12 protein-coding genes and 1 pseudogene are annotated in these 12,385 nt (G+C 52.9%); 8 read left to right on the forward strand and 5 right to left on the reverse strand.

Annotated elements, in window-relative coordinates:
* Positions 1-114: 114 nt before the first annotated feature.
* The 4 genes from A3466_RS06460 to dbpA all read left to right on the forward strand — a co-directional run bounded on the left by A3466_RS06460 (position 115) and on the right by dbpA (position 4,178).
* Positions 115-1,245 carry a methyl-accepting chemotaxis protein gene (locus tag A3466_RS06460; protein WP_120286582.1) on the forward strand — a complete coding sequence of 377 codons (1,131 nt, stop codon included), beginning with the start codon at positions 115-117 and terminating at the stop codon, positions 1,243-1,245.
* 90 nt (positions 1,246-1,335) lie between these two features.
* Positions 1,336-2,319, forward strand: a complete 984-nt coding sequence (gene zntB, locus A3466_RS06465) for a zinc transporter ZntB (protein ID WP_063449899.1) — start codon at positions 1,336-1,338, stop codon at positions 2,317-2,319.
* A 281-nt stretch (positions 2,320-2,600) separates the two neighbouring features.
* Positions 2,601-2,747 (forward strand): hypothetical protein, encoded by a 147-nt coding sequence (locus A3466_RS23425; RefSeq protein WP_369750614.1) that lies wholly within the window; start codon positions 2,601-2,603, stop codon positions 2,745-2,747.
* Between the two features lie 57 nt (positions 2,748-2,804).
* Positions 2,805-4,178: an ATP-dependent RNA helicase DbpA gene (dbpA, locus tag A3466_RS06470; RefSeq protein ID WP_063449900.1), complete on the forward strand. Its 1,374-nt coding sequence runs from the start codon at positions 2,805-2,807 to the stop codon at positions 4,176-4,178.
* Between the two features lie 42 nt (positions 4,179-4,220).
* Here the strand turns inward: dbpA and ttcA are convergent, their stop codons facing one another.
* Entirely contained in the window at positions 4,221-5,156 is a 936-nt protein-coding gene (gene ttcA, locus A3466_RS06475; RefSeq protein ID WP_063449901.1) for a tRNA 2-thiocytidine(32) synthetase TtcA, read from the reverse strand.
* A gap of 49 nt (positions 5,157-5,205) precedes the next feature.
* Positions 5,206-5,451 (reverse strand): annotated as a pseudogene (locus A3466_RS06480) (tyrosine-type recombinase/integrase); the annotation flags it as partial.
* Positions 5,452-5,484: 33 nt separating this feature from the next.
* Between A3466_RS06480 and A3466_RS23775 the strand changes: the two are divergent.
* From A3466_RS23775 to A3466_RS06490, 3 genes are all read left to right on the forward strand, one after another.
* Complete coding sequence (locus tag A3466_RS23775; RefSeq protein ID WP_258004042.1) at positions 5,485-5,616, forward strand: hypothetical protein; 132 nt, start codon at positions 5,485-5,487, stop codon at positions 5,614-5,616.
* Positions 5,617-5,690: 74 nt separating this feature from the next.
* Positions 5,691-5,888 (forward strand): hypothetical protein, encoded by a 198-nt coding sequence (locus tag A3466_RS06485; RefSeq protein WP_003856931.1) that lies wholly within the window; start codon positions 5,691-5,693, stop codon positions 5,886-5,888.
* Between the two features lie 3 nt (positions 5,889-5,891).
* On the forward strand, positions 5,892-6,314 hold the full coding sequence (locus A3466_RS06490) for a GFA family protein (protein WP_063449903.1): 423 nt from the start codon (positions 5,892-5,894) through the stop codon (positions 6,312-6,314).
* Between the two features lie 34 nt (positions 6,315-6,348).
* Here A3466_RS06490 and ompC read toward each other — a convergent pair whose 3' ends face one another.
* Complete coding sequence (gene ompC, locus A3466_RS06495) at positions 6,349-7,458, reverse strand: porin OmpC (RefSeq protein WP_063449904.1); 1,110 nt, start codon at positions 7,456-7,458, stop codon at positions 6,349-6,351.
* 384 nt (positions 7,459-7,842) lie between these two features.
* Complete coding sequence (gene nifJ, locus A3466_RS06500; RefSeq protein WP_063449905.1) at positions 7,843-11,367, reverse strand: pyruvate:ferredoxin (flavodoxin) oxidoreductase; 3,525 nt, start codon at positions 11,365-11,367, stop codon at positions 7,843-7,845.
* 270 nt (positions 11,368-11,637) lie between these two features.
* On the opposite strand from nifJ, the gene A3466_RS06505 reads away from it, so the two are divergent.
* Entirely contained in the window at positions 11,638-11,904 is a 267-nt protein-coding gene (locus tag A3466_RS06505; RefSeq protein WP_003856935.1) for a putative hemolysin, read from the forward strand.
* Position 11,905: 1 nt separating this feature from the next.
* Here the strand turns inward: A3466_RS06505 and hslJ are convergent, their stop codons facing one another.
* Positions 11,906-12,343 (reverse strand): heat shock protein HslJ, encoded by a 438-nt coding sequence (gene hslJ, locus A3466_RS06510; RefSeq protein WP_063449906.1) that lies wholly within the window; start codon positions 12,341-12,343, stop codon positions 11,906-11,908.
* Between the last annotated feature and the right edge of the window lie 42 nt (positions 12,344-12,385).

Here is a 12,385-nt window from a genome sequence, read left to right on the forward strand (position 1 = left end):
AACTGCGCAAATCAAACTGCAAAACAACAAACCAGCGACGAACGTGAGGACAAATTTCTGTTGCGATGCTATAACCCTAAGTGCCCACCAAAATATAAAGCTGTAGGAAAAACCATGCTAAGAAATATTAGTGTCAGAACTTTCATTGCCTATTTCCTTTTATGTGTGTTTTTGGTAAGTGATGGAGTTGTAGCGCTATTTTCAGGGAGTTTTTCGCTTTTTATTGCAGTCGTTATCGTACAATGCATCGCCTTGATTTTACTCTGGGCCTATATGACAAAATATCTTGTGACGCCGATCAATACTGTGAAAAAAAGTATTGAAGAAGTGACGTCAGGTAATCTCGGCGTGTCGATACCTGAATTTGGTAACAACTGTGCTGGACGGCTGATCCCGGGCATTAATAGTCTGTCCAGCAACATTGCAACGCTGGTCCGTGAGATCCGCGCCTCCGCGCAAACCGCGATGACGCTTTCAGATCAGCTCTCTTCACGCAGCGCGCAGCTTTCGGTCAAAACAGAACAGCAATCTGCCTCGCTGGTGGAAACGGCTGCCAGCATGGAACAGATGGCTGCAAGTACAAAAAATAATGCCGACAATACCCGTTTAGCCAGCGAGCAGGCGAATATCGCGACGTTGCAGGCGCGTAAAGGCGGAGAGTTAATGGGTCAGGTCTCAAATAATATGCAATCAATTACAGATTGCGCCCAGCAAATGACGGAGATTATATCCCTGATTGACGGGATCGCTTTCCAGACCAATATTCTGGCGCTTAATGCCGCCGTTGAAGCGGCAAGAGCGGGCGACCATGGTAAAGGATTCTCTGTGGTGGCCGGTGAGGTCAGAAGCCTGGCGCATCGTAGCGCCGAGGCGGCAAAAAATATTAAATCACTGATTGAAGTTACCAGCCATAACGTGACGCAGGGCGTGAACGTGGTTTCTGAGGCCGAAAAAAACATGCACGACATTGTTACCGGTTCTGGCAACGTGAGCCGACTGATGGATGAAATTTTCGCCTCAACGTCAGAACAGGAAAAAGGCATATCACAAATCACGCAGGCATTGTCGGAGCTGGAACGCGTAACGCAAAGCAACGTGTCGATGGTTGAAGAACTTAATGGTTCGTCTGATGTGCTGCGCAATCAGGTGATAGAGTTACAGGCGCGAACACGCAATTTCCGTCTGGAAAATGAGTACGAGACTGACAATGCGTTAACACGCCGCGAGTGGGCGGTGAATTCCTGAGCGTATTCAGGACAATGCCTCACATAATTATTGCTTAACCCTCGACGAAAGCTAGACTGACACCGGAAGAGATAAAACGGTGGAGGCGCTGTGGAGAGCATTAAAGGGTCTGAAGTTAACGTACCTGACGCGGTTTTTGCATGGGTATTTGATGGACGCGGGGGCGCAAGGCCGCTTGAAGATCAGGATCAAATCGACAGCGAACATACATGCTGGCTGCACCTTAACTACACGCATCCGGACAGCGCCGAGTGGCTCGCGTCCACGCCGCTATTGCCCAACAATGTCCGGGATGCGATGGCGGGAGAAAGTCTCCGACCCCGCGTCAGCCGGATGGGGGAGGGAACGTTAATCACGCTGCGTTGCATAAATGGCAGTACGGATGAACGTCCGGATCAGCTGGTGGCAATGCGTGTTTACATGAATGAACAACTGATTGTTTCCACCCGGCAGCGTAAAGTGCTGGCGCTCGATGACGTCATTAACGATCTGAAAGAGGGCACAGGGCCTACAGATTGCGGAAGCTGGCTGGTGGATGTATGTGATGCGCTAACCGATCATGCCAGCGAGTTTATTGAAGAGCTCCACGATAAAATCATCGATCTGGAAGATAACCTGCTCGATCAGCAAATTCCTCCGCGTGGTTTTCTGGCGTTGCTGCGTAAACAGCTCATCGTTATGCGCCGCTATATGACACCGCAGCGCGACGTATATGCGCGTCTGGCCAGCGAACGCATGACCTGGATGAACGACGATCAGCGTCGCAGAATGCAGGATATTGCCGACCGGCTTGGCCGTGGTCTGGACGAGATCGATTCATGTATCGCCAGAACGGCGGTCATGGCGGATGAGATAGCGCAGGTGATGCAGGAGTCCTTAGCCAGGAGAACGTACACCATGTCGCTGATGGCGATGGTCTTTTTACCGAGTACGTTCTTAACCGGGCTATTTGGCGTCAATCTGGGGGGCATACCCGGCGGGGAATACCACTATGGCTTTACCACATTTTGCGTCATGTTAGTGGTTTTGATTGGGGGTGTTGCATGGTGGTTGCATCGCAGTAAATGGTTGTAAATTTACGTTTTTATGATGCTGCGGCTGCTTCAAAACGTCATTTTAATTGAGCGAAGTCAATAAACTCCGACCACGTTAGGTGCAATATTACTCCCGCAGGTGAATGCAACGTCAAGCGATGGGCGTTGCGCTCCATATTGTCTTACTTCCTTTTTTTGAATTACTGCATAGCACAATTGATTCGTACGACGCCGACTTTATAGTCGGCTTTTTTTTTGCCTCCTGTTTAACTGCGTCTACCCTTTAGGGGTCAGCACCCAAATCTGGAGGAAAAGATGAGTATGCTACTTGCCCTGCAACGTCTGACCACCTGGCAGTCCGATCCGGTGCCCACCGATCCGACCCCGATACCCGATCCCATCCCACGTCCGCAGCCGATGCCGGATCCGCCACCGGACGAAGAACCGATTAAATTGTCGCATCGTTAGCGGAGATCTGCGAGGATACGCGCCAACTGACTGCAATCATTACCACGAGAGTATATTGTGACCGCTTTTTCCACGCTGAATGTTCTGCCTGAAGCCCAACTGACTAATCTGAATGAGTTGGGCTACCTCACTATGACCCCCGTCCAGGCCGCCGCCCTGCCGGCTATCCTCGAAGGCCGTGACGTGCGCGTGCAGGCGAAAACCGGCAGTGGAAAAACGGCTGCCTTCGGACTTGGCCTGTTGCAGCACATTGATGCAACCCTGTTTCAGACCCAGTCCTTGATACTCTGCCCGACGCGTGAGCTGGCCGACCAGGTCGCGGGTGAGCTGCGTCGACTGGCGCGTTTTTTGCCAAACACTAAAATTTTAACGCTCTGCGGCGGGCAACCGTTCGGTGCGCAGCGTGATTCTCTTCAGCATGCGCCGCATATCATTGTGGCGACGCCGGGCCGTCTGCTCGATCATCTACAAAAAGGCACCGTTTCACTCGATGCACTGCAAACGCTGGTCATGGACGAAGCTGACCGCATGCTGGATATGGGCTTCAGCGATGCGATTGACGAAGTGATCCGCTTTGCCCCGGCCACGCGTCAGACGCTGCTCTTTTCTGCCACCTGGCCTGAGGCCATTGCGGCCATCAGCGGGCGCGTGCAGAAAAATCCGCTGACTATTGAAATCGATACTGTCGATGCCTTGCCGGCGATAGAGCAGCAGTTCTTTGAAACCTCTCAGCAGGGCAAAATTCCACTGCTGCAAAAATTGTTGAGCCAGCACCAGCCGGCGTCCTGCGTAGTGTTCTGTAATACCAAAAAAGACTGTCAGGCGGTGTGCGATGCCCTGAACGATGCCGGGCAGAGCGCGTTATCGCTGCATGGCGATCTGGAGCAGCGCGATCGCGATCAAACGCTGGTGCGTTTTGCAAACGGCAGCGCTCGCGTGCTGGTTGCAACGGATGTGGCAGCCCGTGGCCTTGATATTAAATCGCTTGAGCTGGTGGTGAATTTCGAACTGGCATGGGATCCGGAAGTGCATGTCCACCGCATCGGACGTACTGCGCGTGCGGGTAACAGCGGTCTCGCTATCAGCTTCTGCGCACCTGAAGAGGCGCAGCGCGCCAATATTCTTGCGGAAATGCTGCAACTGAAACTCAACTGGGTAAATGCCCCGGTGAACACCAGCGTTGCTCCGCTGGCGGCGGAAATGGCCACGCTTTGCATCGACGGCGGTAAAAAAGCCAAAATGCGTCCCGGTGACGTTCTGGGGGCGTTAACAGGAGATATAGGTCTCGACGGGGCAGATATTGGCAAGATCACGGTCCATCCTGCACATGTCTACGTCGCGGTTCGCCAGTCGGTTGCCCACAAGGCCTGGAAACAGTTGCAGGGCGGGAAGATTAAAGGGAAAACCTGCCGCGTTCGGCTGCTGAAGTAAGGAAAAAAGCGTCTCAGAAGCAGTGTCTGAGACGCTGTCAGGTTATTTCACTTCCACCACGTTCAGGCGCAGTTCATCGAACTGTGCCTCTTCTTCCTCCGGCTGCCAGCCGGCAGGCTGCATCGGGATGTCTTCGCGGTCAAAGGCCAGATCCCCGCCATTCACTACTTCTGAACCGTGGTTAATGCCTTTGAAATCGAACAGCTCAACGTCGGCCAGGTGCGAAGGTACCACGTTCTGCATCGCGCTAAACATGGTTTCGATACGGCCAGGATAGCGTTTATCCCAGTCACGAAGCATGTCGCCAATGACCTGACGTTGCAGGTTCGGCTGTGAGCCGCACAGGTTGCATGGAATAATAGGGAAGGCTTTAGCCTGAGAGAAACGCTCAATGTCTTTCTCGCGGCAGTAGGCGAGTGGGCGGATCACAATGTGTTTACCGTCATCGCTCATCAGCTTCGGCGGCATGCCCTTCATTTTGCCACCGTAGAACATGTTCAGAAACAGCGTTTGCAGAATGTCGTCCCGGTGATGACCAAGTGCAATCTTGGTTGCACCCAGTTCTGTTGCGGTGCGGTACAGAATGCCGCGACGCAAACGTGAGCAGAGCGAGCAGGTTGTTTTGCCCTCTGGGATCTTCTCTTTAACAATTCCGTAGGTGTTCTCTTCTACGATTTTGTACTCAACGCCCAGGTTCTCCAGATACTCGGGGAGAATATGCTCCGGGAAGCCCGGCTGTTTCTGATCGAGGTTAACCGCGACCAGGGAAAAGTTCACCGGTGCGCTTTGCTGAAGATTGCGCAGGATCTCCAGCATGGTATAGCTGTCTTTACCGCCCGACAGGCAGACCATGATGCGGTCGCCTTCTTCAATCATGTTGAAGTCTGCAATGGCTTCGCCCACGTTGCGGCGCAGTCGCTTTTGCAGTTTATTCAGGTTGTACTGTTCTTTCTTATTAATTTCTTGATTTTCTAGCATTTATTCGTTACTCAGATCTCAAATGGGGCACAAGGCGAGGAAAACGATTTCAAAGCGTCAGCTTCGTATCCCGCTTTTCCACCTGTTCGCTGTTCATCTCTTCTGTGCATGTAGCATAGATTTCATACACCATCTGCGCATTATCGTGCCCCATCTGGTTAGCAATAAAAGACGGGTTTGCGGCTGCCGGTAAAAACCAACATGCGAAAGTGTGCCGTGTATGGTACGGATTGCAGCGACGAATGCCAGCACGTTTTACAAATGAGTCCCACAAGGCTAATGGGTTGTCTACACTTAAAGCTTACGCAGTAATAAAACGGAGGTGAAAATGACTGACCGACCAGTTAATGGTGACCATCCTGATCTTAACCCCATCCCGGATAATCCGGAAAAGGATGGAAGTAAGTCCAAAGACGATCCTGGCTCAGCGCCTGAATCGGGCGATAAAGATCCAGAGTGATAACAAGCCGCCTTCACGAAGGCGGTTTTAACAAAATGTACAGCACCTCTTAGCTTTCCATTATCTACGATACCATGAAGAATAAAGACGAACAGACAGGATTAGTTGGGCTGGCGATTGGTGCCGCCGTTATTGGGCTGGTTTCATCACAGAAGATCATCAACCGCGAAAGTATTGTCGATGAGCTGGTCAGGCTTGGCAGGCAGAAGGGCGATGGTGTCGAAGATGAAGTCTTTTTAAAAGCAGCTGAGTTAGTGAGAAAAGGGGTTTAAGCGATGGCTGAAATTCGGCAAGCACAGTGCCATTGTGGGGCGGTGCAGTTTACCGTTGAGCTGACAGACGGTCTGAACACCGCACGCCGCTGTAGCTGCTCATTTTGTCGTATGCGTGGGGCGGTAGTCGTATCTGCGCCGTTGACAGGCATTAAGGTGACACAGGGGGAAGACAAGCTCACTGAGTACCGCTTCAACACGGGTACAGCGCGCCATTTCTTCTGCTCGGTCTGCGGTATTTACACGTTCCATCAACGACGCTCCAATCCCAACGAATACGGCGTTAATGTCGCCTGCCTGGAAAATGTCACGCCATTCGACTTCCCGGAAGTGGCGGTGATGGATGGGGTAAATCATCCCATGGATGGTGACAGCGGGGTGGTTGGTTACCTCTCATTCCGTAAAGAAGCATCGGAACATCAATAAACGTTAGCCCGCAGATTACTGCGGGCTGATACCATTAGAACTGATAAACCAGGCCCAATGCGACAACGTCATCTGTACCAATGCCGTTGTTTTTGTAGAATGAATCATCTTCATCCAGCAGGTTGATTTTATAATCAACATAGGTGGACATATTTTTGTTGAAATAGTAGGTAGCACCTACGTCAGCATATTTCACCAGGTCTTTATCGTCCTGGCCATTGCCCAGATCTTTGCCTTTGGATTGTAAATACGAAATAGCCGGACGCAGGCCAAAGTCAAACTGATATTGCGCAGTGACTTCAACGTTCTGCGTTTTATTTGCTACCGCATCCGCATTGTCACCGTACGGCGTCATATTATGGGTTTCGGAATACATTGCCGCCAAATAGATGTTGTTGGCATCGTATTTCAGACCTGCGGTCCATGCATCAGCAGTGTCGCCGCCCGCGTTGGTGTAATTTACCTGATCGTTGGTACGGTCAGAAGAGGCGTATGCCGCGCCGGCACTGAAGCCCATGCCGAAATCATAGGTGGCGGAGATACCGTAACCATCACCGTTTTCATGACGCACATCGCGACCATTGTTGGTGCCTTCCTGATTGTTGCTGGCATCTTCATTATTACCCTGATACTGCACCGCAACGTTCAGGCCCTGTACCAGACCAAATAAGTCGGTGTTACGGTAGGTTGCAACGCCATTGGCACGACCGGTCATAAAGTTGTCGGCATAAGTGTAAGAGTCACCACCAAATTCAGGCAGCATATCGGTCCAGCCTTCCACGTCGTACAGTACGCCATAGTTACGGCCGTAATCGAAGGAGCCGTAGTCGCCCACCTTCACACCCGCGAAGGCCAGACGCGTCCATGACTGATTGTCTGAACCTTCGGTGTTGTTTGCCTGAATGTTATATTCCCACTGCGCGTAGCCGGTCATCATGTCGTTGATTTGGGTTTCACCTTTAAAACCCAGACGCATATAGGTTTGGTCCCCATCTTTCGACGCGTCGTCAGAGAAATAATGCAGACCATCGACTTTGCCATACAGATCCAGTTTATTGCCGTCTTTATTATAAATTTCAGCTGCGTGAGCGGCTCCAGCCATTAACAAAGCGGGGATCATCAGTGCCAGTACTTTTCTTTGCATTTGGATTATTCCTTTGCGGTTATTTTTTATTACTTCGTGAACTTTCCGGTCTGGAAAGGTGTCCCATGCTAGATCACTCTGATGGCGGATGAATAAAATATAATTGTTACGGGTTAAGTAAAATCTCAACCAAATAATGCGACTGAAATAATGATTGGTGTCGTGAATAAATGGCAGTGACAGATACAAAATAAAAATTATTAATTACGGGGTAAACAAGGTAATCTTCCCGGCGTTATATGCCTTTAAGATTTTTTCATCCATAATTCACGTGAATATTGTTCAGAAGATTGAGGCAATTTTCACCGACCTTTGGATTCGCCCGGTGCGCATGCATCGGGCTTTTTTATGGCAAAAAATGCCCGGACAAGCCGGGCATAAAAGTTATTCGCTGGTGGATTTTTCCGCTTTCCCCGCCAGTTGTGCCAGGAAGTCATACCGCTTCTGAAGATCCGCTGCCGCATCCTTCCAGAGCTGCTCTGCTACTTCCGGCTGCTGAGCGTTCAGCCTGCGGAAGCGTTGCTCCTGAAGCAGGGTTTCGGCAAGGGCGTCTGACGGTGGACGCGAATCCAGCGCCAGCGGCAATTTCCCTTCATCGGCACGGCGCGGATCGAAGCGGTACAGCGGCCAGAAGCCGGTTGCGGTAAGCTGACGCATCTGGTCGTGGCTAAGCGCCAGATCGTAGCCATGTTCCTCGCACGGGCTGTAGGCGATGATCAGCGACGGGCCAGGATAAGCTTCCGCTTCCTGAATGGCTTTCACCGTCTGGTTGAGCTGTGCGCCCAGCGAAATCTGCGCGACGTAGACATGGCCATACATCATCATGCTGACGCCGAGATCCTTACGCGCCTTGCGTTTGCCATGCTCACCAAATTTCGTAACCGCCCCCAACGGCGTTGCTTTCGAGGCCTGTCCACCGGTGTTGGAATAGCACTGGGTATCAAGTACCAGAATGTTGACGTTTTCGGTCAGGCTCAGCACGTGATCGAGTCCACCAAATCCAATATCGTAGGCCCATCCGTCACCGCCGATCAGCCAGATAGATTTATCTACCAGCGCATCAGCATCGTTCAGCAGTTGTTCAGCCCCTTCAACACCCTGAAGCGCATTGCGCAGTTCCGCAACCTGGGCGCGACGTACGTCAGGCGTGGCCTCCGCATGCAGCGCGTCATTCAGCTTTGCCGGGATTTTATCGGCAAACTCTTCCAGCAGACGCATTACGCGGGCACGGTGCTGGTCGACCGTCAGACGGAAGCCCAGACCAAATTCTGCGTTATCCTCGAAAAGCGAGTTTGCCCACGCCGGACCGCGGCCGTTCGCGTCGGTGGTATACGGCGTGGACGGCAGGTTACCGCCGTAGATTGACGAGCAGCCAGTCGCGTTGGCAATCAGCATTCGGTCGCCGTAAAGCTGGGTAAGCAGTTTAATGTACGGCGTTTCACCGCAGCCAGAACACGCCCCGGAGTACTCGAAAAGCGGTGTAATGAGCTGTGAGGTACGAATGTCAATGCGTTCCAGCTTGTTGCGGTCGATTTCAGGCAGGTCGAGGAAGAAATCATAATTCACTTTCTCTTCTTCAACATGGTCCAGACGCGACATCATATTGATGGCTTTGATTGTCGGATCCTGACGATCTTTCGCCGGGCACACCTCAACGCACAGGTTACAGCCGGTGCAGTCTTCTGGCGCCACCTGAAGAACATATTTCTGGCCACGCATATCGCGGGATTTTACATCCAGCGAGTGCAGGCTCTCCGGCGCGTCAGCCATCGCTTCCGGCGATACCACCTTGGCGCGAATGGCCGAGTGCGGACAGGCCGCCACGCAGTGGTTGCACTGGGTGCACAGCTCTTCTTTCCAGATGGGGATCGCTTCGGCAATATTGCGTTTTTCCCAGCGGGTCGTGCCCATCGGCCAGGTGCCGTCAGGCGGAAGTGCAGAGACGGGCAGGGTGTCGCCAAGTCCGGCAAGCATCGCCGCCGTTACGGTTTTGACAAAATCCGGTGCGGCGTCAGACACCACCGGCGGTCGGTTCGGGCTGCCGGCATTGACCGGCTGCAACGGCACTTCGAACAGCGACTCGCGGGCCAGCGCCAGCGCCTGCCAGTTGCGTTCAACCAGCTCCTGACCTTTGCTGCTGTAGCTTTTGGCAATCGCCCCCTGAAGTTCCATCAGCGCGCTGTCGCCCGGCAGAATGTTGGTCAGGTGGAAGAACGCCATCTGCATGACCGTATTAATACGCGCAGCCAGGCCGCACTCGCGGGCAATCTTCGCGGCGTTAATGACATACAGGCGCGCCTGTTTCTGGTTCAGCACTGCCTGGACTTCCTGGGGCAGTCGCGCCCAAACCTCATCGGCGCTGTACGGGGTGTTGATCAGAAAAATACCGCCGGGCTTCAGGCGCTCGGCCATCTGGTATTTATCAATGAACTGGAGCTGGTGACAGCCAACAAAATCTGCCTGAGAAATAAGGTACGCCGAGCGGATTGGGTGTTCGCTAACGCGCAGGTGGGAAACGGTCAGCCCGCCTGCTTTTTTGGAATCATAGACGAAATACCCTTGCGCATACCACGGCGTGGAGTTACCGATAATTTTGATGTTGTTCTTGGTCGCCGAGACGCTGCCGTCGCTGCCCAGGCCGTAGAACAGCGCTTCCAGTTTCGCATTCGAGGGCAGGGTGTTTTCCGGCAGCGGGAGAGAAAGGTTAGTCACGTCATCATAAATGCCGACCGTAAAGCGCGGTTTCGGTTTTGCCTCGCGCAGTTCAGTGAATACGGCCAGGACGCATTCTGGCCCGAACTCTTTTGAGGATAAACCATAACGCCCGCCAATGACGCGCGGCAGCGTTTCGCGTTCGCCAGCATTGAACGCCTCAGCCAGCGCCGTCATCACATCAAGATAGAGCGGTTCAGCCTGTGCGCCAGGCTCTTTGGTGCGGTCAAGTACCGCCACAGCACGCGCGCTTTCCGGCAGGGCTGCGAGCAGGTGTTTCGCTGAGAATGGACGATAGAGGCGAACTTTGAGCACGCCCACTTTTTCCCCACGCGTCAGCAGTTCATCGACTACCTCTTCACAGGTGCCGATGGCTGAACCCATCAGGACGATCACGCGCTCGGCCTGCGGATGGCCGTAATATTCAAACGGCTTATACGCGCGACCCGTCGCAGCGGCAAAATCGTCCATCGCCTGTTCGACATGATCGTAAACCGCGTTGTACCACGGGTTTGTCGCCTCGCGGGACTGGAAATAGGTGTCCGGGTTTGCGGACGTTCCCCTAATCACCGGGTGTTCCGGATTGAGGGCACGTGCACGATGAGCATCAATGTCAGCCTGCGGCAGCAGGTTCAGAATAGTGTCGTCCGGCAGCGGAACGATTTTATTGATCTCGTGTGACGTGCGGAAACCATCGAAGAAATGAATAAACGGCACGCGGCTTTTCAGCGTGGCAATATGCGATATCAGCGCGAAGTCCTGTGCCTCCTGCACGCTACCGGCGCAGAGCATGGCGCAGCCGGTCTGACGCACGGCCATCACGTCCGAGTGATCGCCAAAAATAGAGAGCGCGTGAGTGGCCACGGTGCGCGCGGCAACGTGCAGGACAAACGGCGTTAACTGTCCTGCCAGCTTGTAAAGCGTGGGGATCATCAGCAGAAGACCCTGTGACGACGTAAACGAGGTCGACAGGGCTCCGGTCTGCAACGCACCGTGCACGGTGGCAATGGCGCCAGCTTCGGACTGCATCTCAACCACGCGCGGGACGTCGCCCCAGACGTTTTTTAACCCATTCCCGGCCCAGGCGTCTGCCTGTTCAGCCATTGTTGAGCTTGGAGTAATTGGGTAGATGGCGATAACTTCGCTGGTACGAAACGCAACCGACGCGACTGCACCATTGCCGTCAATAGTTTGCATAGGACAACACCCTTACATTGCGCAAAAAGAGGGGCCTGTAAAACGACGACAGACCCTGAATATTATCTGTGTATTTTAGCAAAGCTCAGGGTTTACGATTTTCGCTTTTGTGTCCTCGGTATGCGCTGTATCAATGACTCGATGGCTAGTTGCGTAAAAAAATTGCGAGAAATTGTTACCAGAGCGCATAAATACGCACATCCGCTCTCGACGATGCGGCGCGTGATGCCTATTATGCTTAGGTTTCGCTTTAATTATGGGGAGAAAGGTATGCGTTCAGCATTTTGGGTAGGATGTGCCGCGTTACTGTTGTCGGCATGCAGCAATGAACCAGTACAGCAGGCGACGGCGGCACACGTTACGCCGGGTATGAGAGCGGCTATGTCCAGCTCTGGACAAGCTAACTGCGCAATGATTGGAGGGTCACTTTCCGTTGCCCGCCAGCTCGACGGCTCCGCCATCGGCATGTGCGCATTGCCCAACGGCAAACGCTGTAGTGAGCAGTCGCTTGCCGTAGGGTCGTGCGGAAGCTACTGAGTTATTCTACTCGCTTAAACATCAATGACTTATCGGCTGTCGCCAGCGTTAACTGGTCTTCGGTCAGGTCTACCTGTGCGCCTTTGCTTAGCATATCGGCGATGGTCTGATCCAGTGCATTAAGCTGCGGCTCGGTGCAGAGTTTCCGCGTCATGGCCAGCGTTTTGACGGTCAATTCTCCTTCGGACAATTTCCCCTGTCCGTTAAAGCCGTTGCACATCGTGCCGGAGACGACAATGTTGTTAATCAGGCTGATATTAGGCTGCGCACTGAAGCGAATTTCAGGCTGCGTTTTACCGACTTTCACCGCTTTGCCATCAACGTTTTCCAGCACGAAGCGGTGATTCTCTAGCTGTACGGTCTGAACGGAGGCTTTGCCAGGGTTAACACATCCAGCCAGTGCGAGGCTGATTAAACTTACTGCCGCGAGCTTTTTCATTTTTCTTCTCAAACTATCAATGCTGTAAATATTTTTTCAGTG

The organism is Enterobacter genomosp. S (assembly GCF_001631805.1).
GTDB lineage: Bacteria > Pseudomonadota > Gammaproteobacteria > Enterobacterales > Enterobacteriaceae > Enterobacter > Enterobacter quasihormaechei.

Bases quoted from the DNA above. Each gene is read 5' to 3' on its own strand.
- A3466_RS06460 (WP_120286582.1), top strand. From the start codon at position 115: ATGCTAAGAAATATTAGTGTCAGAACTTTCATTGCCTATTTCCTTTTA.
- A3466_RS23425 (WP_369750614.1), top strand. From the start codon at position 2,601: ATGCTACTTGCCCTGCAACGTCTGACCACCTGGCAGTCCGATCCGGTG.
- ttcA (WP_063449901.1), bottom strand. From the start codon at position 5,156: ATGCTAGAAAATCAAGAAATTAATAAGAAAGAACAGTACAACCTGAAT.
- A3466_RS23775 (WP_258004042.1), top strand. From the start codon at position 5,485: ATGACTGACCGACCAGTTAATGGTGACCATCCTGATCTTAACCCCATC.
- A3466_RS06485 (WP_003856931.1), top strand. From the start codon at position 5,691: ATGAAGAATAAAGACGAACAGACAGGATTAGTTGGGCTGGCGATTGGT.
- A3466_RS06490 (WP_063449903.1), top strand. From the start codon at position 5,892: ATGGCTGAAATTCGGCAAGCACAGTGCCATTGTGGGGCGGTGCAGTTT.
- ompC (WP_063449904.1), bottom strand. From the start codon at position 7,458: ATGCAAAGAAAAGTACTGGCACTGATGATCCCCGCTTTGTTAATGGCT.
- nifJ (WP_063449905.1), bottom strand. From the start codon at position 11,367: ATGCAAACTATTGACGGCAATGGTGCAGTCGCGTCGGTTGCGTTTCGT.
- A3466_RS06505 (WP_003856935.1), top strand. From the start codon at position 11,638: ATGCGTTCAGCATTTTGGGTAGGATGTGCCGCGTTACTGTTGTCGGCA.
- hslJ (WP_063449906.1), bottom strand. From the start codon at position 12,343: ATGAAAAAGCTCGCGGCAGTAAGTTTAATCAGCCTCGCACTGGCTGGA.